The sequence below is a fragment of the Grimontia sp. AD028 genome (assembly GCF_000973155.1).
GTDB classification, from domain to species: Bacteria; Pseudomonadota; Gammaproteobacteria; order Enterobacterales; family Vibrionaceae; genus Enterovibrio; species Enterovibrio indicus.
Map to the genome: position 1 here is coordinate 23,807 of NZ_LASY01000026.1, position 24,873 is coordinate 48,679.

A 24,873-nucleotide genomic window follows, 5' to 3' on the forward strand; every position below is an offset into this window, starting at 1 on the left:
GTTATTACTGAGTATATGGGGATAGATTGTCAGGATTCAACGGCATATCCGGCAGAAAGTAAAAAAGGGAGCTAATGCTCCCTTTTTTTCGGTAATTTGTTGGTTAAATAAGCAATTTAACCCTAAGCAACATGCGTCTTATTCCGCGCCTGCCGCCTGATTTTCTGATGCTTCATAAATCAGTAGTGGATCAGACTCACCTTTGATCACAGATTCATCAATCACCACTTTGGTGACATCTTTGCTTGAAGGCAGATCGTACATGGTATCCAGAAGCACCGCTTCCACAATTGAGCGCAGGCCACGAGCACCGGTTTTACGATCCATCGCTTTCTTGGCAATTGCAGTCAGGGCGTCATCACGAAACTCCAGTTCTACACCGTCCAATTCCAGCAAGGCTGCATACTGTTTGGTAAGCGCGTTCTTAGGTTCACGAAGAATCTGCACCAGTGCATCTTCATCAAGCTCGCCCAAAATCGCAGTGACTGGCAGACGACCGATGAATTCCGGGATCAAACCGTACTTCACCAAATCTTCTGGTTCCACTTTGCTGAACAGATCGCTCAGTGTTGCTTCCTGATCTTTTGTACGAACTTCCGCACCAAAGCCGATACCACTGCCTTTGGCCACACGCTGGTCTACCACTTTGTCGAGACCGGCAAATGCGCCACCACAAATAAACAGGATTTTTGATGTATCAACCTGCAGGAATTCCTGTTGCGGGTGCTTACGGCCACCTTGTGGTGGAACAGAAGCAATCGTACCTTCAACCAGCTTCAACAGCGCCTGCTGAACACCTTCACCGGAAACGTCACGGGTGATAGATGGGTTGTCGGACTTACGCGAAATCTTGTCGATTTCATCAATGTATACGATGCCGCGTTCTGCTTTTGCTACGTCGTAATCACACTTCTGAAGCAGTTTCTGGATGATGTTTTCAACGTCTTCACCCACATAACCTGCTTCGGTCAGTGTCGTGGCATCTGCCATGGTGAACGGCACATCCAGAAAACGCGCCAGCGTTTCTGCCAACAGCGTCTTACCACTACCGGTAGGACCAATCAGAAGAATATTACTTTTACCCAGCTCGACGCCATCAGCCGTTGTGTCGCCGTTACGAAGGCGTTTGTAGTGGTTGTATACCGCTACAGACAATACTTTCTTCGCACGATCTTGACCGATAACGTAATCATCCAGATGCGCGCGGATCTCTTGCGGAGTTGGAAGCTCGTTACTGTCGCGCTTAGGCATGACCTCTTTTATTTCTTCACGAATGATGTCGTTACACAGGTCAACACACTCATCGCAGATATAAACAGAAGGTCCAGCAATTAACTTGCGTACTTCATGCTGGCTTTTGCCGCAGAAAGAGCAGTAAAGCAGTTTGCCGCTGCCACCGTCTTTTCGCTTGTCTGTCATTCGCTAACCTCTTTAGGCCTTAGCCCATGTTTACCATGATCTGAGTCTATAACATCTCGGGGAAATTTTCCGAACACCGAGAGACTCAATTCCAGGACGGTTAGTGTTAAGTAAACCTAACCGTCTCAGAATTAATAAATTAATCGCGCTTATTCAGTACCGCGTCAACCAGACCATAGTCAGCCGCATCCTGTGCAGCCATAAAGTTGTCACGATCAGTGTCGCGTTCAATCACTTCCAGCGGTTGACCCGTGTGCTCAGCCAACAGGGTGTTGAGCTTTTGCTTGATGGTCAAAATTTCTTGCGCGTGGATTTGAATGTCAGACGCCTGACCTTGGAATCCACCAAGTGGCTGGTGAATCATGACACGGGAGTTTGGCAGACAGTAACGCTTACCTTTTGCGCCACCCGCCAACAGGAATGCCCCCATTGAGCAAGCCTGACCCATACATACCGTGCTCACGTCTGGTTTAATGTACTGCATCGTATCGTAAATAGACATACCTGCAGTCACCGAACCACCCGGTGAGTTAATGTAGAGGAAGATGTCTTTATCAGGATTTTCTGATTCCAGGAACAGCAGCTGCGCAACAACAAGGTTCGCCATATGATCTTCAACCTGACCAGTCAGGAAGATCACACGCTCTTTCAAAAGGCGGGAATAGATGTCATACGAACGTTCACCGCGGGAAGTTTGTTCAACCACCATCGGCACCAATGCATCCATGATAGAAGGCATTCCGTTTTTTTCTTGAAAGCTCATAGTGTTATATCCCTAAAATAAATGGCCCGGATGAAATTACTTCATACGGACCATTGTTATCAGAAGAGTGAATTCTAAGTCAATTGTCCACTCAACAATTCTAGCACTTATGCTTGAGCTGGGTTCATCAGCTCAGAGAAAGCTTGCTCTTTTTCAGAAACTTGTGCTTTACCCAGCAGTGCGTCGATTGCTTGTTCTTCAAGAGCAACGTTGCGCATGTTTTCCATCAGGCGCTGGTCTTTCTCGTAGTAAGCAACCACTTCTGATGGATCTTCGTATGCAGAAGCCATTTCTTCGATCAGTGCTTTCACGCGGTCTTCGTCAGCTTTCAGCTCTTCAGACTTGATCACTTCACCCAGAAGCAGACCAACCACTACGCGGCGTTTTGCTTGTTCTTCGAACAGCTCACGTGGCAGTTCTGGTGCGTTTTCCATGTTGCCACCGAAACGCTGAACCGCTTGCTGACGCAGAACGTTAACTTCTTGGTCAATCAGTGCTGCAGGTACATCGATATCGTTGTTAGCAACCAGACCATCGATCACTTGCTCTTTAACCTTGTTCTTAACCGCTTGCTTCAGTTCGCGTTCCATATTTTTACGAACTTCAGCTTTCAGGCCGTCAACGCTGCCGTCTTCAACGCCGAAACGTGCAACGAACTCTTCAGTCAGTTCTGGCAGTTCTTGCGCTTCAACTTTGCTCAGTTTGATGTCGAACTTCGCTGCTTTACCTTTCAGGTTTTCAGCGTGGTAGTCTTCTGGGAAAGTCACGTCGATAGTGAACTCTTCGCCTGCTTTCTTACCAACGATGCCGTCTTCGAAACCTGGGATCATGCGGCCTTGGCCCATTACCAGTGCGAAGCCTTCTGCTTTACCGCCTTCGAACTCTTCGCCGTCGATAGAACCAGAGAAGTCCATCGTTACGCGGCTGCTTGCTTCAGCTGCTGCGTCAACTTCTGACCAAGAAGCCTGCTGCTTACGCAGAGTCTCGATCATTTCAGCAACGTCTTCTTCTTTAACGTCAGCCAGTGGCTTAACCACTTCTACTTTGTCCAGATCTTTCAGCGCGATTTCTGGGTAAACTTCGAAAGAAGCTTTGAATACCAGATCTTTGCCTTCTTCAGTGTCAACTGGAGTGAAAGTTGGCGCACCCGCTGGGTTGATTTTCTCTTTGATGATCGCTTCGATGAAATGACGCTGCATCACTTCACCCATCACGTCGTTACGTACAGCTTTACCGTACATACGTGAAACCATCTTCAAAGGCACTTTACCTTTACGGAAACCATCGAAACGACGATTTTTAGCAATGTTGCGAAGCTCTGCAGTTACTGCGTCTTCGATGTTTGCTGCTGGAACGGTGATAGTCAGGTGGCGCTCTAGGCCTTCTGTGGTTTCAACGGTAACTTGCATTGTATTAATAACCTCAAAACTTACTCAGGGTCGCTGAGTGATGTTGCCCGGCTCCTGCCGGTAGCATCCTTTCGTGCTACAGCGAATCGTTCGCCATAGCGCCTGTGAATCTGGATACACAGCGCGTTTGCGCGGGTATCGATTAGCCTCAAAAGACGAGGCATGATTTTTAAGACGCGCCATTATAGCGGCACCGCCCTGTCGAGTCGAGACGGGCTAGGTCCATCGTCATGTTTCTGTGAGATTGGGGCGAGAAAATGGATTTCAAGGGGGGAGATGGAGATTTAAGACTTGAGATAGAAGATTTGAGATACGAGATTAGAGATTAGAGATTAGAGATTAGAGATTAGAGATTAGAGATTAGAGACATTCTGCTCTTCCTGCTCTATCTGCTCTTCCTGCTCTATCTGCTTTTTCTGCTCTATCTGCTTTTTCTGCTCTATCTGCTCTTCCTAGGATCTTCTTTTCAATTAACTTCAGGAATCTAGGGTGCGATGCGTTTGGGAAAAAATTGCGATGAGAGAATATACGAGGAAGAAGTAGAAAGTGGCACGCCCTACAGGATTCGAACCTGTGACCCACGGCTTAGAAGGCCGTTGCTCTATCCAACTGAGCTAAGGGCGCACTTCATTCACACAGTGTGCGAACGCAGGGCAGGATTATAAAGGCACGAGTTTCTTCGTCAACGCTTTTCCTTGTGCTTTGCTGTTAAATGCCTAAGAAACAAACATAGTTGTTACCCTAACGCGAAAAATCCCCTTCTTTTTATCCTCTGTCTCTGTCGGCAAACAACATCTGTTCTGACGATAAAATGATTTCATCGTGCTCCCTATTGTTCTTTTTCTCGCTAAAGCGGATATTTCTGCGCCACAAATACCCCAGGGTCAGCAGACCCAAGTGGTTAAATTTTTTCTAGCCCGGAAGTAAAGAGAATGAATGAGTTTTGGGATATCACCCCGTTTAGCTGGGAAGGCGTACTCACCTGTGCCGCCTGCGGATGGATTTTAGGCCTTGAGCGCCAACTTCGCGGAAAGCCCGTGGGTATTCGTACGGCGATCCTCATTATTCTCGGTACCTACCTTTTTATGCGTCTGGCAACATCCCTTTCAGATAACTCGCTGGATCATGCGCGAGTACTCGGTCAGATCGTAACAGGTGTCGGTTTTCTGGGTGCAGGCGTCATGATGGCACGAGATGGTCAAATCCAAGGGGTGACCTCTGCAGCCGTCGTTTGGTTGATGGCGGGCCTGGGTATGGTGATCGCTTTTGACTACGGACGCCAAGCACTGCTTCTTTGTGCGTTTGTGCTTTTTGTCCTTGTTGGTCTGGATAAAGTTGAAACGACGTTTTCTTCCCTGACAAAAGGCGTGCATAAGCGCTGGGAGAAAAAGCGGAAAAAGACCGGAAAACATGCAGATATCATCGACTAGTAAGCGATCATTCTGCACAACCATTTCCATCAAAAGATTTTATCGTCACCACAAAATTATCTCTCTTTACGTTTATGGGTGGCGAAATAATAATCGCGCCTGAACGCACCATTCTCTGCGTTAAAACCTGCACTTCCTGTGCAGGTTTTTTAATTTCAATTCAGACGATTAAGGAAAAACATTGCAACAGAACCCTGTTATGCAGGCTGATCGCAACAGTCCTCTTGTGCCTGTTCTTAGCCTAAGCCTTTTTGCCGTTGCGTCAGGTTTCCTGATGAGCCTCATTCCGCTTGCGCTTGACGCACGTGGCATGTCGGTGAATCTTGCCTCCTGGCTCGCGAGCGTATTTTACGCAGGTCTGCTTGGCGGTGCGTTGATCAGTGCTCGCATCGTTGGCAAATTTGGCCATCGCAGTGCGTTAGTTGCGTTTTTGCTTATCGTTGTCAGTACCGTGGGTTTAATGATATTCAGCGCCTCACCTGCTGCATGGCTGTTTGCACGTTTTTTTGCAGGTATCGCGGTTGCCGGTGTGTTCGTCGTGATCGAATCATGGCTGCTGATGGCAGACACAGAAAAAGCCCGCGCGAAGCGTTTAGGCCTTTACATGGCATCGCTTTATGGTGGCTCTGCATTGGGTCAGTTAGGTATCGGCATGTTCGGTACAGAAGGCGCCATGCCACTGATTGTTGTCGCCAGCCTATTCTCAGCTGCAATTTTGCCACCACTGGTGTTCAAAAGGGGCCGCCCGAAAGCGGTTGGCCACGCGAGCATCAAAGTGAGCGAGATGAAAACCCTGCCAGCAGCGGCCTACATTGGCTGTATTGTGTCTGGTCTGGTGCTGGGGTCAATCTATGGCCTATTACCGCTGGAACTTGAAAGCAGTTACAGCCACGATCAGGTCGGCGCATTGATGGCTATCGTGATCCTTGGTGGCATGGTGGTGCAACCGCTGGTGAGCTGGTTGAACTCACGCATGGAGAAAGCTCTACTGATGGCGCTGTTCTGCTTCCTCGGTTTGCTTTCCATTGCCATGATTGAAATCGCGACCGTATCAGCGGGCGTGATGGCGGGCTTGTTCCTGTTGGGCGCATCAGCATTTGCCCTCTACCCTGTCGCAATCACGCTGGCTTGCCGCAACGTGGATGAATCAAAAATCGTAGCAGCTGCAGAGTTGATGCTACTGAGCTACAGCGTGGGTTCGGTGATTGGCCCGATCGTCGCCGGTGAAGCCATGTCCATGAAAGGCGGCCTCATGCTCTACTTCGTGGTCTGTTTCGCAGCAACTTTGCTTTATATGCTTGGCTCAACCAAGCGCAACCGCTCAACCGGCACTGATGGTGTTGATAAAGCAGTATCGATAGATATCTGAATTTTCGGAGCCCAATCCATGACGTTGGGCTTTAAATTCAACCCGCACGCAAACGTTTGCCCTATAGCCATGTCACACTTTTTTTGTCAAAATAGCGCCACTTTCGAGTCTATCTTCGCCAAAGGAAAAACATGGCCGCTCAAATCATTGATGGAAAACTTATCTCTCAAACTGTTCGTCAGGAAGTTGCTGCACGTGTAGAAGCCCGAAAAGCAGCAGGCCTCAGAGCGCCGGGTCTGGCCGTGGTGTTGGTGGGTGATGACCCAGCTTCTCAAGTTTACGTTGGCAGCAAGCGTCGCGTGTGTGAAGAAGTAGGTTTTGTCTCTAAATCCTACGACTTACCATCAACTACCAGCGAAGCAGAACTGCTTGGTTTAATTGATGATCTAAATGCCGATCCAGAAATTGATGGCATTCTGGTGCAATTACCGCTTCCTGCACAAATGGACCCAACTAATGTCCTTGAGCGCATCCACCCAGAGAAAGACGTCGACGGCTTCCACCCCTACAATGTTGGCCGCCTATGCCAGCGCATGCCAAAGCTGCGTTCATGTACACCGAAAGGCATCATCACACTGCTTGAACGATACAACGTGCCACTGCGTGGTAAACATGCTGTTGTTGTTGGCGCTTCAAACATTGTTGGCCGCCCAATGACGATGGAGCTGCTGCTTGCTGGCTGCACCACCACAACATGTCACCGTTTTACCAAAGATTTGGAAGGACATGTTCGCCAAGCTGATCTTTTGGTTGTTGCTGTGGGCAAACCCAACTTCATTCCCGGCGATTGGATTAAACCTGGCACAGTGGTGATTGATGTGGGCATTAACCGATTGGAAGATGGCAAACTGGTGGGTGACGTGGAATATGGCGTTGCTGCAGAGAAAGCCAGCCATATTACTCCAGTACCCGGTGGTGTTGGCCCAATGACAGTGGCGACGCTGATTGAGAATACCTTGCTGGCTTGCGAGCAGTACCATTCTTAATGCAAAAGGGCAGCGATTCGCTGCCCTAATCTTTTCCAAACAAATCTCGGGTATAAACTTTATCTTTCACGTCTAACAGTGCCTCGTCCATTCTGTTCGAAATAATGATATCCACCCTTTCTTTGAACAGCTCCAAATCCGTCACCACCCGCGAATTGAACAACGTTTTCTCTTTATACACAGGCTCGTAAATCACGACTTCTAAGCCTTTGGCTTTGAGTCTTTTCATCACCCCCAGAATGGAAGAGGCACGAAAGTTATCAGAGCCCGACTTCATGATAAGTCGATATATCCCTACCACTTTGGGGTTTCGCTTCAAAATGGAGTTGGCGATAAAATCTTTTCTTGTTCGGTTAGCATCAACGATGGCACCAATTATGTTGTTCGGCACTGACTGATAGTTGGCGAGAAGCTGCTTGGTATCTTTTGGCAAGCAATAGCCACCATAACCAAAAGACGGGTTGTTGTAGTGATGACCGATCCGCGGATCCAAACATACACCTTCAATGATTTCTTTTGAGTCCAACCCTAAGGATTCCGCATAAGAGTCCAACTCATTAAAGTACGCCACGCGCATAGCGAGATAGGTGTTGGAAAATAGCTTGACCGCTTCCGCTTCTGTCGAATGCACAAAGAGTGTTTGGACATTATGAGCCAACGCACCTTGGTTCATTAACGCCGCATACACTTTGGCCTGCTCAGAAAAATCACCCACGATAATTCTGGAAGGGTAGAGGTTGTCATAAAGCGCGCTACCTTCCCTCAAAAACTCCGGCGAGAACAGGATATTGTCAGCTTGGTGCTGTTTTCGAAGAGAGTCAGTAAAACCGACAGGAACTGTCGATTTAATCACGATGCTAACGGAAGGGTTCACTGACAGAATATCGGCGACGACAGTCTCCACCGAACTGGTATCAAAGAAGTTGGTTTCAGGGTCGTAATCGGTGGGGGTGGCGACCAAAACAATTTCCGCCCAGTTATAAGCAGTTTCTGCATCGATGGTGGCATAGAAACTGAGTTCGGGGTTTTGGAGGAACTGTTCTATCTCAGTATCAGAAATCGGAGACTGGCCCTGATTAAGTAGATCCACCTTTTCTTGAAGAATATCAACCGCAACGACCTCATTGTGTTGCGCCAGCAGCATCGCATTTGAAAGACCAACGTAACCCGTACCAACGACCGCTACCTTCATCTACTGCACATCCCCTTTTTATTCCTTTAGCAAAGCACATTGCTTAATTCGCTTCAGGGTACGTATCAATCATGACACTTTTCTTATTATTCAGAGTATAGGAGATGAATGTTTAGTACGGGGATTGACCAAGCCATCTATCATGCCAACCAAATCTGGGGGCAAAACGTGTCTACATATGTTCTGAAGCTAGCATTAAAACCAACAAAGAGGGCGATGGTTTTCCATCGCCCTTGGCTGTGTGTTTGCAGCACTGAAAAAGTCACGTCTGCTATCGTGAAGGCAACACTAGCAACGTAAAACGCCACTCTGTTTTTTTGGAGAGTTAATTCCTTACCATGAGCGTTATTTAGAGAGCAATAGTTTATTTGGCATTATAAACATTCTGGAAACAGTAATTCGTCGCTTCAATAAAGCCTTCTACTGAACCGCAATCAAAACGTTTCCCCTTGAACTTATAAGCAAGAACACAACCATTTTTGGCCTGCTCTAGCAAAGCATCAGTGATTTGAATTTCGCCACCTTTACCCGGTTCTGTTTTCTCAATGATGTCGAAGATATCAGGTGTCAGGATATACCGACCGATAATCGCCAAGTTGCTTGGCTCTGTGCCTGAGGCAGGTTTTTCAACCATATCAGTGACTCGGATAAGGTTGTCGGTTAACGCTTCTCCCGCGATAACACCGTACTTGTGCGCATCCTCGGCCGGGACTTCTTCAACCGCGACAATTGAGCATCGGAACTGTTTATAAAGTGTGGCCATTTGCGCTAAAACGCCTTGCTCGAGGTTGATGCATAAATCATCAGCCAACACCACGGCAAAAGGATTATCACCGACCAGCTCACGCCCAGTCAAAATGGCGTGGCCAAGCCCTTTCATCTCGCGTTGGCGAATATATGTGAAGTTCGCAGCATCAATCACCTCGCGGATATCTGCCAACAACGCCTCTTTGCTGGTTCCGGAAATTTGATGCTCAAGCTCATAGTTTTTATCAAAGTGATCCATCAAAGAGTGCTTGCCCCGGCCTGTGACAATACACATATCTGTCATACCCGCCTGAATCGCTTCATCAACACCGTATTCAATCAGGGGCTTGTTGACGATAGGCATCATTTCTTTAGGCATAGATTTGGTTGCAGGAAGGAAACGTGTGCCGTAACCGGCAGCAGGAAATAAACACTTCTTAATCATTGAAAAATCCTAAATCTAAATAAACATCCCTAGACTTGCGAGGGAACAAGATTATCTCTTTTGCTGCATTTTAAAACATATCAACTCTCTTTTCCCCTTAAACTTTGCTGTCCCAGCCGAGAATCAGCGCAATAAACGCATTGAATTTATTGAGTTAATTCTATTCAGCGATACTAACATTATTGACCACATAAGAAGAGTTCAGATTTCTGCGGCCAGTGATACAGTCTGGGCAAGATTGGCTTGGACAATGCGGTTAGCCAGAGCCTGTTGCGCATCAAAATCGCCATGGACGATTCTTACCTCTCTTGGACTTTCCTTAATACCACGAATAAATTGAAGCAGATCGTTTTGGTCAGCATGAGCGGAGTAGCCTGACATGGTGTGGACGTGGGCGTTTACATCAATCAGTTGATGGTCAATTTCTACCTGCTTTTTCCCGCGTTGGAGTTTGCGCCCGAGTGTTCCTCTGGCTTGATAGCCCGCTAATATCACGTCAGTTCTGGCATCAGGCAATAGCGCTTTCAAGTAGTTTAGAATGCGTCCGCCATTACACATGCCACTGGCAGCGACGACAATCGCGGGTTCGCCAGTTTGTTTGAGGCGGTTAACAAGTGCTTGGTGATCGCGGTGCGAATCGATGGTAATGCATTGCTCGAAAGCGAGCGGATGCCTACCCGTTTCCAATCTGGTTTTCGCTTCTTTTCCCCAAAGGGTTTTGAACTCGCGATAGCGATCAGTTACCTTGGCCGCCATTGGCGAATCGAGAATCACTGGGATTTTCGACCATTCGCGCTTTTCAAACTCATCCAGCTGTGTGGCGATAATGGCTTCGATATCAAAGAGCAGCTCTTGGGTTCTTCCGACGCTAAATGCGGGAATAAGTATTACGCCTCCATCAAGCAATGAACGGTCTATTAAAGCTTTCAGTCTTTGGGCACGGCGCTCAATGGATTCATGCACACCATCACCATAGGTGCTTTCGATCACCAGCACATCTGCTCTTTCAGGTGGCTTTGGGTCTGGGAGTAAAGGCGTGTTGTTCGGGCCAAGATCGCCCGAGAAAACAATCACCTCTTTGCTTGGGAATTTCACTTCAACAAAGGCAGAGCCAAGGATATGACCTGCTGGCTGAAAACGAATATCTGCGACTAATTGAGATTGGTGATTCACGCTATGCCAACTGCCGTAATCGACGGGGATTGTTAGCGCTTCAATGAGTTTAAGAATTCGCTGCCTGTCTTTTCGCTTAAGTCCCTGCTGCAAACCAAGTGAATCGTCGAGCATCATGGGCACCAGTTTTGCTGTGGCGAATGTGCAATAAATAGGAGAGCTGAAACCTGCCGCAAGCAACCAGGGTAAACGCCCGATATGGTCTATGTGAGCATGGGTCAGGATCAAGGCATCGATATCATGAACATCAAATTCGACATCGAGCGCTCTCTCCTCCTCACCCTGAAACGTGCCACAATCGATGAGGAGCTTTCCGCTTTCTGTGGTGAGTTGATGGCATGAGCCTGTTACGCCGGTTTTGGCGCCGTGGTGAATAATCTGCATACGCGTTGTTTTCGGCAATGGCTTGTCAGGCCAGTCTGCCGTATATCAAGCAAGCATAAAGTGAGGAAGGTTATGTGCCGGACAGAGTTGGAAATTTAAAGTGAAAATACGAGAGTATTTCAGAAGGGTTTCGAGAGAGTGGGTACTTGGGTTTGGCGCGTTGACAAAGCGCTCCATTAGGGAGCGTTTCATAGAATCTTTGGCTAATTTTTGATTCTGTCGCCAGCACCACCGCCAGTAGCCGTTTGAATAATAAAGGTAAAGTAGAGCTTCACCGTTAGCGTTTGAATCATCTTTTGATCCCACTCTGCAAGCAGCTTGGGTGTCGACATATCAATTTCGTTGACCTGCGCCAAGCCGGTAATTCCTGGTAAAACGTCAAAAACGCCTCTTGAATTGCGCTCAGCAATAAGCTCTTCTTGGTTGAAAAGACAAGGACGAGGACCAACTAAACTCATCTCCCCCTTTACCACATTAATAAGCTGAGGCAATTCGTCTAATTTAGTCTTTCTCAGGAATGCTCCAAGCTTGGTAACTGACGAAGCACTGGCGAGATGTGTCGCGACTGATGCTGTATCCGGTGCCATGGTCCGGAATTTTATCAGGGTGAATGGTTTTTGGTTTTTGCCTACCCGCGTTTGTCGAAAGATCGGAGAGCCAGTATCAAAGTAACCGATCACTATCACGATAAGAAGCACGGGCCAAAGCAAAAGAAGCCCCAATAGGGCAAAGAAAAAGTCAAAGATTCTCAACATCATTTTTTCTCATCGATTACTTCATTTATCAGACAAAAATGCACTGACCGTTTCCTGAATGCCTTTCTCGAACGTGACTGGAGGCTTCCAGGACAAGGTGTTTAATGTCTCGGTAACGTCTAATTGAAGGTTGCCACAGAGGCGATCAGACAAGTGGGATTTACCCAAAACTTTAGCACTCACTTCTATCAAGCTCTGCGGTATTGGAACAAGCCGAGAAGAACTGGCCATACTGTCGGCAATCTGCTGCATCAGGCGCGTTGTTGAAACGTCATCGTTATCGGACACCAAGAATATTTTATTGGCTGCATTCGGGTGTTTGCAACAGGTCAAAATGAGCGAGACGAGGTTGTCTATAAATACCAGGCTACGTTGATTATTGATTGCGCCAAATGGGAGCGGAATGCCCTTACGCATGAGCTTCATCATGGATTCGAAGTTAGCTTTAACGCCGGGGCCATAAACCAAAGGGGGTCTGATGATAACCACTTCCATACCAGTTTCAGCAGCCACGCTTTTTAAACCTACTTCCGCTTCATATTTGCTCAAGCCGTAGGGATCAGTGGGTGGTTCAGCCAGAATGGGTTCAAAAGCTCCACCTTTTTTGGTTCTCTCTCCATTGACTTTAATGGAGCTGATAAAGACAAAACGCTTAACACCACTTTGAGCTGCCTGCCGAGCGAGGTTTAAAGTGCCTAAGGTGTTAACTTCCTGATAAGAAGCCAGAACATCTTCAGGGCTTTGTGACTCCGTCATTTGATGAACACGAGCAGCGCAATGAACAAGCACTTCTACACCCGTTAAAGCGGGAAACCAGTCAGTGTCACCATTAATCGAAGTAACAAACTGTGATTCAAGATTTATAGTTTCGCTGCGTGACTGGTATGTGCACTGCCATCCCAATGATTTTCCAGCCTCAACAACCCGCCTTCCTACAAAGCCACTGCCACCAGTCACAAAAATGTTCACTGTTTCACTTACTCTAGGACTTAAAACGTAAGATTCTAGCATGTGACTATAGCTAGCAGTAGCAAACACCTTTAAAATGTATCAACAGTTGGCTTGCGATTGCTAATAGGCTCATTCTAAAACTATAACGAGAATCACTTTACCTAATGTTTACACCGATCCAACTTCTTCTGAGCGCTCAGCGCAGAAATAAACGAATTATCAGTATTATCTATGACCTTCTAGCCGTCATTTTCTCTTTTTATTTTGCTATGGCGTTGCGGCTAGATTCTGTCCACATACCTTTTGGATTTAAAGAGGCCTTGTGTTTAGCGGTAACTGGTAGCGTAACTGTTTTCTGCTTCATCAAACTCGGAATGTATCGCGCAATTCTTCGCTACATGATGATGCCCGCAGTCGGAAACATTTTCATAGCTGTCGTTCTGTCTTCTATCACTTTGGCGCTGAGTGGATTTTTCCTTCAAGCATTTATCCCCCGCAGTGTTCCATTTATTTATGCTGGCATCGCAATGATAATGCTTGGTGCGCCGCGCATCATTATTAGAACTGTCTACTACCACTACTATCGTCGTCAAAAGCCCAACGTGTTTATCTATGGCGCAGGAAGTACTGGGCGCGATTTGGCTTATGCGCTAATCCAAGGAGATGAGTATCATCCAGTTGTCTTTCTAGATGACGACCCTAAAAAGGTGGGCCAAATTATTACTGGTGTACGTGTATATCCAGCCGATGAGTTTGATCGCCTAATGAGCCTATATGAGCCAGTAAAATTGCTGCTGGCGATCAACAACATAAACAAAGGGGAAAGATTAAGGCTCCTGGACAAGCTTTCGAATTGGCCAATCGAAGTACAATCCGTGCCATCTGTGGAAGATATTGCTTCTGGTAAAGCACTTGCAACGGAGATCAGGGATTTAGAGATAGAGGATCTGCTTGGGCGCGAACCGGTTAAACCTGACTTAAAGCTCATGAGTAAAAATATTACGGGCAAAAATATTCTCGTTACCGGAGCTGGTGGCTCTATCGGCTCAGAGCTCTGTAGACAGATATTAACGCAACAACCAGCTAGACTGGTTCTGGTTGAACTGAATGAATATAACCTCTATACCATTCACCATGAACTTGTAGAAACTGCCAAGAGTTTGAACCTAACTGTCGACATAGTTGCTGCTTTGGGCTCTGTGCAAAAAGAAAATCGGATGACAAAGCTGATGGAAAACAACTGTATTCATACGGTCTATCACTCAGCCGCCTATAAACATGTTCCTTTGGTCGAAGACAACATTATTGAGGGCATTCGAAACAACGTCTTTGGTAGTTTGCACTGTGCCAATGCTGCAATAGCTGCTGGTGTAGAAAGCTTTACGCTGATTTCCACTGATAAAGCGGTCAGACCCACGAACATTATGGGAGCAAGTAAACGGATGGCTGAGCTCATCCTTCAAGCGCTTGCCGAAAAAGGAACGTCTACCTGCTTTACTATGGTGCGGTTTGGTAACGTGCTTGGCTCTTCCGGCTCTGTTGTGCCACTATTTAAAAAACAAATACGGAACGGCGGCCCAGTAACGGTTACCCACCCAGACATTATTCGTTATTTCATGCTGATTCCAGAGGCCGCACAGTTGGTAATTCAAGCTAGTGCTATGGGACACAACGGACAAGTATTCGTTTTGGATATGGGAGAGGCTGTAAAAATACATGACCTTGCCTTAAGGATGATTCATCTGATGGGCATGAAAGAGTATGTAGTGGGAAGTGGTGAAGAGGGGGATATTGAAATCAAGTTTACTGGTCTAAGACCGGGAGAAAAACTATTTGAAGAACTACTAATTGGCGATAACGTAGAAGGGACTGGCCATCAAAAAATCATGACCGCACGAGAAGAAAGCCTAAGTTGGTCAGAAATGGCGGAGATAATTGAAAAACTCGATGAGTGTTGTCATGATTTTAACATTGCCTGCATTAAGCGCATTCTTTTAGATGCACCTACTGGGTATAAACCTGAAGTTTAGCTTTTAGCACTCCCCATAATTTCATAGGATACTTTGATAAAACCCATAACCAGTTAGACCTTATTCCATTTTTACGCAAGGAGTATAATATTTCCTTATTGAGCAATACTTTGGAGTCGAACCCTGAAGTACTCACACCCCCCTCACGCATTTTCACCAATGGTTGAGAGAGATATTTAAGTTGGTATTTTTTTCTAGAAAATAGGCGTACAACAAAGTCAAAATCGGCTGCAATCTTATAATCTAGTGAGTAAACACCCAAGTCCATAAAACACTCTTTCCTCAAATACAAAGAAGGATGCGCTGGCATAATTCCTCGCTTAAGCCCCCTATAACTTGCTGATTTTGAAGAGTAAAACCTAGTGACTGAGTTTAAATCATCTTGCTTACAAAAAACAACATCACCATACACCCCGTGAATGTCAGGCGAAAAAGCCTTGACTATATTCTCGATGACAACCTCATTCATTAATACATCATCTGAGTTTAGAATGCCTATCACATCTCCGGTTGCCAGTTCAATACCTTTATTCATCGCATCGTATAAGCCCTCATCATTCTCACTGATGTGTAAATCAACAACTTCCGAATAGCAATTTACAACTAGATTTGTATTATCTGTAGAACCTCCGTCAACAACAATATATTCAATATCTTCATATGTCTGACGTTTAACAGACTCAATCGTATCTTCAATTTCTTTTTCAGAATTAAAACAAACTGTAATGATTGAAATTTTCATAATCTTCTAACAATAAACCCTTCTATCTGGCCCCTTTTCATACAATGCTAGATGAATAGTATCGACTCAGCAGACACTTTTGAGCTTTTTTCGTACTGCTTTCATACTCTACAGGTGACATTTGGTCGTTGAAATTGTTCTGACATTTTGCGTTGTAGAACATCTCAATACATTAAAAGATATCAAGCGACTTAAAGTTTGAATTCAGTGGAAAATGAATTACGTTGACTTGTCATGGAGCACCTCCTTCTTTGGTAGAGACTTTACCACTTTAAATGATTGTCAGTTCATTAAACCACTACACAATGCGACTCCCAAAAATGGAGTTATCTATTTGCTTTTTCAAACGAAAATATCACAAAACTGATGTTTTGCAATGGAGAGTTATACCTTAGCATATAGCTCTACTCTTAGTTATTACAGATTAAAAAGCAATAAAATGCTAAATGAATCTGATTCTGCATAACACTTTATCAACCAAACTAATCGCATCTTCCATTCGTTCAGCTTCCGCATAACAACGAAGTTCAGGGGCATTACCAGACGGACGCAAATGAATGATCGAACCATTAGATAGCCCTAACCTTAAACCGTCAGTATGATCAATACTAACAACATTAAGAGCCGACAAACCAAGAGACTCCAATAACGGTTTAGTATTTTGACGACCACTTTCTAATATCGATAAACTCTTTTCTGTCGCAAAGTTTTGAATACGGTCACTATGCGTAAAACGCTGTGGTAATTGACTTACCAAGCTTTTGATCGATGATGCTTTCGCTAAAAAAAGCAACATAAGCGCAGGTAAAATAGCGTCTCGGGTTGGCAATGCTTTTAGAGATTTCCCATTCACCGAAACATCACTTCCGAGCAAATATCCCCCGTTAGCTTCAAACCCTGCAATTCTTTTATAAGTTTTTGCCAATTTGGAAAATTCAGCGATAACATAGGGCGAGCCAATTCGTGTTTTAGACACGGCTTCGAATTCAGGAGATTCAGCAATAATAGTGTTACAACTAACAGGCACAGCCAATGCTTCAATTCGAAGCGCCTTTGAGCAAAGCAACCCTAGGATATCACCTCTCAACCATTCGCCGCTCTCATCAGCAACTAAAGGACGATCACCGTCTCCATCAGTCGAAAATATAAAATCCAAATTATATTTTTTCGACCAACTGCGTGCTTTTTCCTTATCAGATTCAGCAACTGCTTCAGTGTCAATTGGAACAAATTCGTCAGTACGCTCCAATGATATGACTTCAGCCCCAAGCGATTCAAAAAGTCCTTGGTAAATATCTCTCCCGGCACTTGAATGCTCATATATACCAACACGCTTTCCTGCCAGTAAATCTGCATCAAACAAATCGGTATAACGCGTTTGGTAAAGCTCAGCAGCTCGGGAGTCAAGCGTTAACGGAGGAAGCTCATTGATAGAACTAAAATGTACCTCCTCGGTTAAGATTACCTGTTCATCTGCTTTAGTTATCTCTCCGTCCGGGCGGTAGAACTTAATACCATTACGATCAAATGGAATATGAGATCCAGTCACCATTATGCAAGGTATGCTATCTTGCATTGCGGTATACGCTAGAGCGGGGGTAGGCACAACACCATAGTAAATGGCATCCACACCTGCATCAGTCAGCGCTTGAATAACTGCTTGCGCCATAGCAAAGCTGCTTGGGCGATTATCAATTGCCACAGCCATTTGGGTGAAAGAAAAGTTACTACGCATTGAAGCAACAAATGCGTGAGTAAATGCAGCACAGACGTCCGGTGTAAACTGAGTAACGAGTCCTCGCGCGCCACTAGTACCAAACTGAACGCCTGAAGCTCCAAGCACTTCACTACTGATTAATTTTGTTACCATAATTTCCTATCTCAATAAGTAGTTAGTAGTCGCCGCCAAACTTAGATGCTTGTTCATCAAAGCGAACAATATCGTCTTCTTCTAAGTACGATCCAGAACGAACTTCAATAAGCTCCAAAGGCACTTGTCCTGGGTTTTCTACGGAGTGCGGAGTCCCTACTGGAATATAAGTTGACTGATTTTCAGTAAGAAGGAAAGTTTCATCACCTTTTGTCACTTTAGCCGTACCTGACACGACAACCCAATGCTCAGCTCGATGGTGGTGCATCTGAAGAGCAGTCTTCTCTTTTGGCTTAACTAACACTTGTTTCACATGGTAACGCTCACCTTCAGATACCGTCTCATGAGAACCCCATGGGCGATATACCTCTTGATGCTGCTGACACTCTGCTCGGTTTTGGTGCTTTAGTTGATTAACAATCGACTTTACATCTTGAACTTTGTCTTTATCAGCGACTAGCACTGCATCTTTTGTCTCTACGACGATCAGGTTTTCGACACCAACGGTTGCAACGAGTTTATCTTGTGAATAAATATAACTATTCTGAGTCTGCTCAGTTAACACATCACCGCGAGTTGCATTACCCTGTTCATCTTTGTCATTCACGTCCCAGAGTGCCGACCAAGAACCAACATCGCTCCAATTTGCGTCCATTGGAACAACAACAGCTTTTTCTGTTTTTTCCATTACCGCAAAATCTATTGATTCGTCTGGTATTTGTGAGAACAGTTCGGATGACATGCGAATAAAGTCTAGGTCGTCAAAATGACTATCGTAAGCACTTTCACATGCATTCAAGATATCTGGTCGGAACTTTGCTAACTCTTCTAGATAAGTAGATGCTTTGAACAAAAACATACCACTGTTCCACACGTAACTACCATCCGCTAGATACTGTTTTGCGGTTTCAAGATCTGGCTTTTCAACAAAGCTATCAACACTAAAGCCTCGACTCTCATCCGCAACAGTAACCGTAGCACCGGTTTTAATGTAGCCATAACCTGTTTCTGGTGCATTCGCTTTGATACCGAAAGTGACCATATCACCTCGTTGTGCGTACGGAATAGCAGCTTGCACCGATTGATGGAAAGATTGAGTGTCTTTAATCACATGGTCAGCTGCAAGAACTAACATCAAAGCATCTTCACATGAAGTTTGATTTTCAGATAGGGCAAATTTTGCTGCTAGAGCGATAGCAGGAGCAGTATTACGCCCTACTGGTTCCAACAGTATTCCGCTATGATTGCCATTAATACGGCGGAGTTGTTCAGCAACTAGGAATCTATGTTCTTCATTGCAGATCACAAACGGCGCATTGTGTTCTAGACCAACCATACGGCTCAACGTTTGTTGAAGCATGGTTTGTTCACCAGTTACTGCAAGGAATTGTTTAGGATATTTTGCACGAGATAGAGGCCATAAACGACTGCCTGAGCCGCCGGCCATAATTACAGGAATAAGCATAGTCAACTCGTTGTTTTTAATTAGGTGATAGTTTTAGTTATTTTTTGAAAATACCATTTAGTATGAATATGTACTTTATCACTGATCAATAATTCATCTTGATTACACCAACGGTAACGAGAATGCTGTACATCCATGGGTAAATTCAATTCAGACCGAACGACAGTTAGCTTATAGGCAATAGCGACATAATGAGTCGTAAACTCATTGCTAAATACATTATCATCATAGAGGTGTGTATAAGGTCCCATCAGCGTTGCTTGAGAGAGCTTAAACTCATGCCCAAGCTCCTCTAAAGTTAAACGAGCAAAGGCATCTTCAAGCTTTTCATCTTTAAGAATACGACCACCGGGAACGAACCAGAAACCTTGAGCCGGTCGATTTAAACGCTCTCCAAGTAAAACTTGACCACTTTCGTCCTCAATAACTAAGTCAATTGAAACTAATGGCGTACTTTCAATCACTTGAGAAAAACGTTGTTTGCTTAAAAACATATGCTTTGTTTGACCCCTTATATTTGCCCTACCCTCGGCACTTTAACCACGATAATTGTCTTGATTTTCAAGGAACCACTGGTAAGTCATAGTTAAACCATCTTCTAGGCTCGTCTTCGCTTCCCAGCCTAAGCTCTTTAAACGTGAAACATCCATTAACTTACGAGGAGTACCGTCTGGTTTCGTCGTGTCAAATTCAATATCACCCTCAAAACCAACCACTTTTGCCACAGTTTCAACAAGTTCACGGATAGTACAATCCACACCTGTACCTACGTTTATGTGACTAAGCATTTCTTGCGTATTTTCTAGATACACCTCTTGAGCAAGATTCATTACGTAAATTGAGGCTGCTGCCATATCATCTACATGCAAAAACTCTCGCATAGGTTTACCGCTACCCCACGCAACAACTTTACTATCGCCATTCAATTTTGCTTCGTGGAAGCGACGCAATAATGCGGGAATAACGTGAGAGTTTTGAGGATGAAAATTATCATTTTCACCATACAAATTAGTTGGCATTACTGAGCGATAGTTGCGACCATATTGGCGATTATAGGATTCGCACATTTTGATACCTGCAATCTTAGCAATTGCGTAAGGCTCATTGGTTTCTTCCAAAGTTCCAGTCAATAAAGAGTCTTCACGCATCGGTTGTTGTGCAAACTTTGGATAAATACAAGACGACCCCAAGAATAGTAAATCTTGAACATCATGCAGATGTGCAGAGTGAATAATATTGTTTTGAATCGTCAAATTTTGGTAAATAAACTCAGCGGGGTACGTATTGTTAGCAACAATCCCACCGACTTTCGCCGCCGCTAGGTAAACTTGATCAATATGGTGAGTCGCAAAAAACGCCTCGACGGCTCGTGTATCTAACAGGTTAAGCTCATCACGATCTTTAGTAATAACTTCTACTGAAGAATCTTTAGATAGTTGACGAACAATAGCTGAGCCAACCATACCTTTATGACCAGCAACAAATACTCTTTTCATACTAGTTCCGATAATATAAATAGAAAAAGCAGAGCCCAAAATGAGGAACTCTGCAATATAAACGAATCAGTATTACTGATTAATTAGCTTTCTAATGAGATCGCAACGTCAAATCCGTGTTCTTTTAGAACTGCGTGTTGTTTTGCCTTATCGATATCAGACGCAACCATTTCTGCACACATTTCTTCTACAGTGATCTCTGGAGTCCAGCCAAGTTTAGCTTTTGCTTTACTTGGGTCACCAAGTAGTGTCTCTACTTCGGCAGGACGGAAGAAGCGAGGGTTTACTTTTACAATGACATCACCAACTTTCACTTTTGGTGCCTTTTCTTCATCAATAGCAACCACAGTAGCGATTTCATCAATTCCTTCGCCGGAAAACTCAAGTTCGATCCCCGCTTCCTTCGCTGACAAGCGAACAAACTCGCGCACAGAGATCTGCTTACCAGTAGCGATAACAAAATCTTCAGCTTGCTCTTGTTGAAGCATCATCCATTGCATGCGAACGTAATCTTTAGCGTGTCCCCAATCACGCAACGCGTCCATGTTACCAAGCTCTAGACAAGATTCTAGACCTTGAGAAATATTAGCAAGCGCTCGAGTAATCTTACGGGTTACAAAGGTTTCACCACGGCGCGGTGACTCGTGGTTAAACAAGATACCATTACATGCGTACATACCATAAGATTCACGGTAGTTAACCACAATCCAATATGCGTACATTTTAGCTACAGCGTATGGAGAGCGTGGATAAAAAGGAGTTGACTCGCGCTGAGGAATTTCACGAACTTCGCCATAAAGTTCAGAAGTTGAAGCTTGATAAAAGCGAGTTTTCTTTTCCAAACCATTAATACGGATCGCCTCAAGAAGACGAAGGGTACCCATGCCATCTACATCAGCAACATACTCAGGAGACTCGAAAGAAACCGCTACATGTGACATTGCACCTAAATTATAGATCTCATCAGGTTGAATTTCTTTAACCAATCGAATTAGATTTGAAGAATCTGTTAGGTCGCCATAATGCAGTTTAATATTGGTGCTTTCGTTTACTAATGTATCGATACGCTCCGTGTTATATGATGATGCTCGACGGATAAGTCCATGAACATCGTACCCTCTTTCAACTAAAAATTCAGCCAAATAAGAACCGTCTTGGCCCGTTACGCCTGTGATTAATGCTATCTTTCCCATTATTTCATCTCTTAAAATGGCTACGTATGTTATTTAAAATATCTATTGGCAAGAGAAACAGGCTTCCGATTTTGAATCTAATTGAGCCTAATACTACGTCCCTTTGCAATAATATGGATTGGTAAAGTTGTTGCAGAGCCAGATTATCCTCTTGTAGAGACTGGTTGTGCTCTTGTAGAGACTGGTTGTGCTCTTGTAATTCTTTATAAGAGTTTTGTAGCATAGTTAGTTGTCGAAAACCTAACTGTTTAACCTTCAATAATTCCACACTAAGGTTTTGGCTATTCAAAGCCCCGTGATATTCTACTAACTGTGCTACATCGTAAGACTCGCATTCATAACTCATTGCAAGCAATTCAGTGCGATTTAGCACTTCAAAGACTTGTCGTTCCTGTTGCGAAAAACTAGATTTCCAAGAGGCCTTTTTACCATTCCTGAAAAAGTTAGGATATTTAGAATTCAAGTCAGAGAAAGGTGGAACTTCCTTTATTTTAGTGAGTTCATCACTATTTCGAAATAGAAAATAGTTGATATCCCTGAGAGAATCGTCGAAATTATCAAGTAAGTCTTCAAATTTCAACAATAAGAAATTTCCGGACTTAGAGAATAAACTCCAGGATCGTACATGTTCACCCCAGGATCCAAAAGAGACGTTACCCAATATCACGTCGGACAAATTAACATCCTCTTTCGCAATATCATTCAGATAATGGCAGTATGATAACGAAGCATCTCTTCCATCACGAGTCACATATATAAATCTGTCTTTTTCAAAATTGAAATCCTCACTATCTGGAAGTTTGTGAGTTTTGATATAGAAAACTTCCTCACCATCTCTTAATTGAGACAAATCCAAAGATTCCGAATCGACATGACCAACAACACCGGAAATTTCTCGGTTTTCAGCTATATCTAGATAGTCACCGTGAATTGAGTAAGACTTTATGCCAAAAACACTATTTAGAATTGTCCTAACATATGTGTTACCACTTCTTGGGTAAGAAACTAGCCAAGTGATCATAATATTTTTCCTTCTTTCCAAAGATTATAGCGACACAATACTTCTGAAATATGAGAACCGTTTTTTTCTGAAAGAGGATGAAATATCTTACTAGGTCTCATAGCCTCTGGAAGTCTTTGGTAATCCTTATGCGGAAGTAGTGCGAATCTCAACCCATCAATGAGAGAAGATGAAACCGATTCATTAAAGCATAAGATTGTATTTCCATTATAATCGAGAACATAGTCATGCACGGAGTTAGATAAATCAACTCCTCTACGATTTAAAAGGTGATTTAGACTTCTCTGATCATCTCCATCTTTTTCAACCAAATGAACCCAATCGTTCATGAATTTTTCTGTCACAGATGTGGAACGTATAAAAAACAACCCGCAACAAGCTACAAAACCATGTGATTTATAGAAATCAAGAGGCCAAATGGTGCCTTGACTAAATACCATATCATAATTTCGGTCTGATATGTCTGGCATTATATTATCTAACCAAATTGCATCAATGTCACTATGGACGACCGAAAAACCGTTCTTTACTTGCTCTCGAATATACTTAACTCTAGCTATCCACAAGTCATCAATATTGCCAGTCCATTTCATTTTTTTGATCGAAATCAAGGGAGAAAGAGATCCCTTGGACTGTTGTAGATCGTCGAATAGACTATCATCTAGTGCAACAATCTCCAAATACCGCATTAGTTTCGGAGGGAAAAATTGCAGCCAATTACCTAGAACATCTTTGTATTTAATATCAGCAAAAATCACTATTTTGGTACGAACGAAAATCCTTCTTAGTGCTTTCTTCACGATAGTCTTTTCCAAATATAACGCTTAACAAATAATAAAACTCGATAAATCGGGGACCGCGATTCTATTGAATTGAGCAAATTTTTAAGCAAAATCAGGTCTTGGCTAGGCCCTTCAAGCTTCTCTTTTAAAGCCAAAGCGGAAGCTCCTAAACCAGGGCTCACTAATAACATTTTCTCCATTTCCCAGACACTGGAAATAATCCCCGACTGCAATATAAAAAGGTCAGATGCATCATTAAGGATTTTAGAAATAATGAAGTCAAATTCGTAAATGTCGTTCTTTTTAATGTTATCCGCGTAGCTATCTATATTTCTATTGAATAGCCCTCTATCGGGCCTAATCTTAAACCTTCTGTTTATGGCGTCGTTAGAAACGTCATATCGTTCAATAAAACTCTGCATAACATCTTTTCTAGCAGTAAATTTACGCCCTTGAAAGTTTAACTTTCTTATATAGGATTCAAAATCAGCACATAAATCCAACCTATTTATTATATGGCCAATATATATGTCATTACTTCTTAAACTCACGTTACTTCTAAATAGTCCCCCGTTATAGTCGACACCAAGTAAACTGAAAAAGTCAGTGACTGCATCGCCTCCGGTAAGGGCTGTTTTTTCGAAACACCTTATAGATAGCTTATCATCACCAAACACATCTCCCCATAAACCAATCCTATAATTATAATCCAGATATAAGTCTAGTTGCTCGTCCGTTACAAGATCGTCTAGATCGATGCCGCTATAAAATCCAAACGCAGGCCCTTTTGCCTTAGATGCCTGTTGATAATGAGACAGAAGATGTTGATCTTGTCTTCTCAAATAAACTACTATTTCTACGTCAGAAAAAAAGCAATATGCTTCTAATTTAACCTTTTTTATTGATTTGTAATAAAATAGCCAAGAGAAGTTCTCACATGAAATGATTACTTTTTCAGTTTTCATCTTCCGAGAAAAAGATGCTGCTCTCTCAAACAATAGTCGTAGTTTACTTGTCTTTAGATCTTCGTCGAATACCGTGTCACTCATACACGGGATCCAACAAGAACAATCGCCATTTAATATCGCTTCCCCATTTGGATTTTCGGAGAAAATGGAAATACTCTTACTAAGAAGAAGCTCTTTGTTATCAATCAGCGACTCTTGAATTGAAGTGGTTCCTGTTTTATGAGACCCTATGTGAAGTATCAATTTCATTGCATTTCCTTTTGACTATAAGTTCTCATTTCAG

At 43.9% G+C, this 24,873-nt stretch carries 21 protein-coding genes and 1 tRNA gene; 4 read left to right on the plus strand and 18 right to left on the minus strand.

All coding sequences use genetic code 11. The annotated features are described in order from the left end of the window. Positions 1–138 precede the first annotated feature (138 nt). From clpX to RN22_RS06270, 4 genes are all read right to left on the minus strand, one after another. The gene (clpX, locus tag RN22_RS06255) at positions 139–1,419 is read right to left on the minus strand and encodes an ATP-dependent protease ATP-binding subunit ClpX (RefSeq protein ID WP_002535559.1); all 1,281 of its coding nucleotides are present in this window, start codon (positions 1,417–1,419) and stop codon (positions 139–141) included. Positions 1,420–1,558: 139 nt separating this feature from the next. Then, on the minus strand, positions 1,559–2,182 hold the full coding sequence (gene clpP, locus RN22_RS06260; protein ID WP_002535561.1) for an ATP-dependent Clp endopeptidase proteolytic subunit ClpP: 624 nt from the start codon (positions 2,180–2,182) through the stop codon (positions 1,559–1,561). A gap of 107 nt (positions 2,183–2,289) precedes the next feature. Next, the gene (tig, locus tag RN22_RS06265; protein WP_002535563.1) at positions 2,290–3,591 is read right to left on the minus strand and encodes a trigger factor; all 1,302 of its coding nucleotides are present in this window, start codon (positions 3,589–3,591) and stop codon (positions 2,290–2,292) included. A gap of 547 nt (positions 3,592–4,138) precedes the next feature. Continuing rightward, positions 4,139–4,215 (minus strand) — tRNA-Arg (locus tag RN22_RS06270). A 308-nt stretch (positions 4,216–4,523) separates the two neighbouring features. Here RN22_RS06270 and RN22_RS06275 point away from each other — a divergent pair. The 3 genes from RN22_RS06275 to folD all read left to right on the plus strand — a co-directional run bounded on the left by RN22_RS06275 (position 4,524) and on the right by folD (position 7,376). Further along, positions 4,524–5,021: an MgtC/SapB family protein gene (locus RN22_RS06275; protein ID WP_002535565.1), complete on the plus strand. Its 498-nt coding sequence runs from the start codon at positions 4,524–4,526 to the stop codon at positions 5,019–5,021. 181 nt (positions 5,022–5,202) lie between these two features. Continuing rightward, positions 5,203–6,390, plus strand: a complete 1,188-nt coding sequence (locus RN22_RS06280) for an MFS transporter (RefSeq protein ID WP_046303566.1) — start codon at positions 5,203–5,205, stop codon at positions 6,388–6,390. Between the two features lie 131 nt (positions 6,391–6,521). Continuing rightward, positions 6,522–7,376, plus strand: coding sequence for a bifunctional methylenetetrahydrofolate dehydrogenase/methenyltetrahydrofolate cyclohydrolase FolD (folD, locus tag RN22_RS06285; RefSeq protein WP_046303567.1), 855 nt, complete (start codon positions 6,522–6,524; stop codon positions 7,374–7,376). A 25-nt stretch (positions 7,377–7,401) separates the two neighbouring features. Here folD and RN22_RS06290 read toward each other — a convergent pair whose 3' ends face one another. The 5 genes from RN22_RS06290 to RN22_RS06315 all read right to left on the minus strand — a co-directional run bounded on the left by RN22_RS06290 (position 7,402) and on the right by RN22_RS06315 (position 13,041). Then, a complete protein-coding gene (locus RN22_RS06290) occupies positions 7,402–8,568 on the minus strand; it encodes a nucleotide sugar dehydrogenase (protein ID WP_046303568.1) in 1,167 nt (388 codons plus the stop codon). A 364-nt stretch (positions 8,569–8,932) separates the two neighbouring features. Further along, the gene (galU, locus tag RN22_RS06300) at positions 8,933–9,760 is read right to left on the minus strand and encodes a UTP--glucose-1-phosphate uridylyltransferase GalU (protein ID WP_046303570.1); all 828 of its coding nucleotides are present in this window, start codon (positions 9,758–9,760) and stop codon (positions 8,933–8,935) included. 201 nt (positions 9,761–9,961) lie between these two features. Further along, entirely contained in the window at positions 9,962–11,317 is a 1,356-nt protein-coding gene (locus RN22_RS06305; RefSeq protein ID WP_046303571.1) for an MBL fold metallo-hydrolase RNA specificity domain-containing protein, read from the minus strand. A gap of 203 nt (positions 11,318–11,520) precedes the next feature. Next, positions 11,521–12,075 (minus strand): sugar transferase, encoded by a 555-nt coding sequence (locus tag RN22_RS06310; protein WP_046303572.1) that lies wholly within the window; start codon positions 12,073–12,075, stop codon positions 11,521–11,523. An 18-nt stretch (positions 12,076–12,093) separates the two neighbouring features. Continuing rightward, positions 12,094–13,041, minus strand: coding sequence for an SDR family oxidoreductase (locus tag RN22_RS06315; protein WP_046303573.1), 948 nt, complete (start codon positions 13,039–13,041; stop codon positions 12,094–12,096). A gap of 146 nt (positions 13,042–13,187) precedes the next feature. On the opposite strand from RN22_RS06315, the gene RN22_RS06320 reads away from it, so the two are divergent. Then, on the plus strand, positions 13,188–15,053 hold the full coding sequence (locus RN22_RS06320; protein WP_046303574.1) for a nucleoside-diphosphate sugar epimerase/dehydratase: 1,866 nt from the start codon (positions 13,188–13,190) through the stop codon (positions 15,051–15,053). Here the strand turns inward: RN22_RS06320 and RN22_RS06325 are convergent. The 9 genes from RN22_RS06325 to RN22_RS06365 all read right to left on the minus strand — a co-directional run bounded on the left by RN22_RS06325 (position 15,028) and on the right by RN22_RS06365 (position 24,839). Then, complete coding sequence (locus RN22_RS06325) at positions 15,028–15,795, minus strand: glycosyltransferase family 2 protein (RefSeq protein WP_046303575.1); 768 nt, start codon at positions 15,793–15,795, stop codon at positions 15,028–15,030. The two genes, RN22_RS06320 and RN22_RS06325, sit on opposite strands and share 26 nt — an antisense overlap. Positions 15,796–16,237: 442 nt before the next feature. Further along, positions 16,238–17,665 carry a phosphomannomutase gene (locus RN22_RS06330; RefSeq protein ID WP_046303576.1) on the minus strand — a complete coding sequence of 476 codons (1,428 nt, stop codon included), beginning with the start codon at positions 17,663–17,665 and terminating at the stop codon, positions 16,238–16,240. A 22-nt stretch (positions 17,666–17,687) separates the two neighbouring features. Beyond that, on the minus strand, positions 17,688–19,130 hold the full coding sequence (locus RN22_RS06335; protein ID WP_046303577.1) for a mannose-1-phosphate guanylyltransferase/mannose-6-phosphate isomerase: 1,443 nt from the start codon (positions 19,128–19,130) through the stop codon (positions 17,688–17,690). A gap of 20 nt (positions 19,131–19,150) precedes the next feature. Next, a complete protein-coding gene (locus tag RN22_RS06340; protein WP_046303578.1) occupies positions 19,151–19,624 on the minus strand; it encodes a GDP-mannose mannosyl hydrolase in 474 nt (157 codons plus the stop codon). A gap of 42 nt (positions 19,625–19,666) precedes the next feature. Continuing rightward, a complete protein-coding gene (locus tag RN22_RS06345; RefSeq protein WP_046303579.1) occupies positions 19,667–20,626 on the minus strand; it encodes a GDP-L-fucose synthase in 960 nt (319 codons plus the stop codon). Between the two features lie 83 nt (positions 20,627–20,709). Continuing rightward, positions 20,710–21,819 carry a GDP-mannose 4,6-dehydratase gene (gene gmd, locus RN22_RS06350; protein ID WP_046303580.1) on the minus strand — a complete coding sequence of 370 codons (1,110 nt, stop codon included), beginning with the start codon at positions 21,817–21,819 and terminating at the stop codon, positions 20,710–20,712. 4 nt (positions 21,820–21,823) lie between these two features. Next, on the minus strand, positions 21,824–22,840 hold the full coding sequence (locus RN22_RS06355) for a sulfotransferase domain-containing protein (protein ID WP_046303581.1): 1,017 nt from the start codon (positions 22,838–22,840) through the stop codon (positions 21,824–21,826). Then, complete coding sequence (locus tag RN22_RS06360) at positions 22,837–23,640, minus strand: putative nucleotide-diphospho-sugar transferase (RefSeq protein ID WP_046303582.1); 804 nt, start codon at positions 23,638–23,640, stop codon at positions 22,837–22,839. The genes RN22_RS06355 and RN22_RS06360 overlap by 4 nt, the downstream gene beginning before the upstream one ends. Further along, a complete protein-coding gene (locus tag RN22_RS06365) occupies positions 23,637–24,839 on the minus strand; it encodes a hypothetical protein (protein ID WP_046303583.1) in 1,203 nt (400 codons plus the stop codon). Before RN22_RS06365 ends, RN22_RS06360 begins: the two co-directional genes overlap by 4 nt. Positions 24,840–24,873: the final 34 nt, after the last annotated feature.

Coding starts and splice junctions, on each gene's coding strand:
- RN22_RS06330 (WP_046303576.1), bottom strand. CDS start 17,665: ATGGTAACAAAATTAATCAGTAGTGAAGTGCTTGGAGCTTCAGGCGTT.
- gmd (WP_046303580.1), bottom strand. CDS start 21,819: ATGGGAAAGATAGCATTAATCACAGGCGTAACGGGCCAAGACGGTTCT.
- RN22_RS06320 (WP_046303574.1), top strand. CDS start 13,188: ATGTTTACACCGATCCAACTTCTTCTGAGCGCTCAGCGCAGAAATAAA.
- RN22_RS06365 (WP_046303583.1), bottom strand. CDS start 24,839: ATGAAATTGATACTTCACATAGGGTCTCATAAAACAGGAACCACTTCA.
- galU (WP_046303570.1), bottom strand. CDS start 9,760: ATGATTAAGAAGTGTTTATTTCCTGCTGCCGGTTACGGCACACGTTTC.
- RN22_RS06340 (WP_046303578.1), bottom strand. CDS start 19,624: ATGTTTTTAAGCAAACAACGTTTTTCTCAAGTGATTGAAAGTACGCCA.
- RN22_RS06325 (WP_046303575.1), bottom strand. CDS start 15,795: ATGAAAATTTCAATCATTACAGTTTGTTTTAATTCTGAAAAAGAAATT.
- RN22_RS06335 (WP_046303577.1), bottom strand. CDS start 19,130: ATGCTTATTCCTGTAATTATGGCCGGCGGCTCAGGCAGTCGTTTATGG.
- RN22_RS06275 (WP_002535565.1), top strand. CDS start 4,524: ATGAATGAGTTTTGGGATATCACCCCGTTTAGCTGGGAAGGCGTACTC.
- RN22_RS06345 (WP_046303579.1), bottom strand. CDS start 20,626: ATGAAAAGAGTATTTGTTGCTGGTCATAAAGGTATGGTTGGCTCAGCT.
- RN22_RS06310 (WP_046303572.1), bottom strand. CDS start 12,075: ATGATGTTGAGAATCTTTGACTTTTTCTTTGCCCTATTGGGGCTTCTT.
- RN22_RS06305 (WP_046303571.1), bottom strand. CDS start 11,317: ATGCAGATTATTCACCACGGCGCCAAAACCGGCGTAACAGGCTCATGC.
- clpX (WP_002535559.1), bottom strand. CDS start 1,419: ATGACAGACAAGCGAAAAGACGGTGGCAGCGGCAAACTGCTTTACTGC.
- RN22_RS06355 (WP_046303581.1), bottom strand. CDS start 22,840: ATGATCACTTGGCTAGTTTCTTACCCAAGAAGTGGTAACACATATGTT.
- tig (WP_002535563.1), bottom strand. CDS start 3,591: ATGCAAGTTACCGTTGAAACCACAGAAGGCCTAGAGCGCCACCTGACT.
- clpP (WP_002535561.1), bottom strand. CDS start 2,182: ATGAGCTTTCAAGAAAAAAACGGAATGCCTTCTATCATGGATGCATTG.
- folD (WP_046303567.1), top strand. CDS start 6,522: ATGGCCGCTCAAATCATTGATGGAAAACTTATCTCTCAAACTGTTCGT.
- RN22_RS06290 (WP_046303568.1), bottom strand. CDS start 8,568: ATGAAGGTAGCGGTCGTTGGTACGGGTTACGTTGGTCTTTCAAATGCG.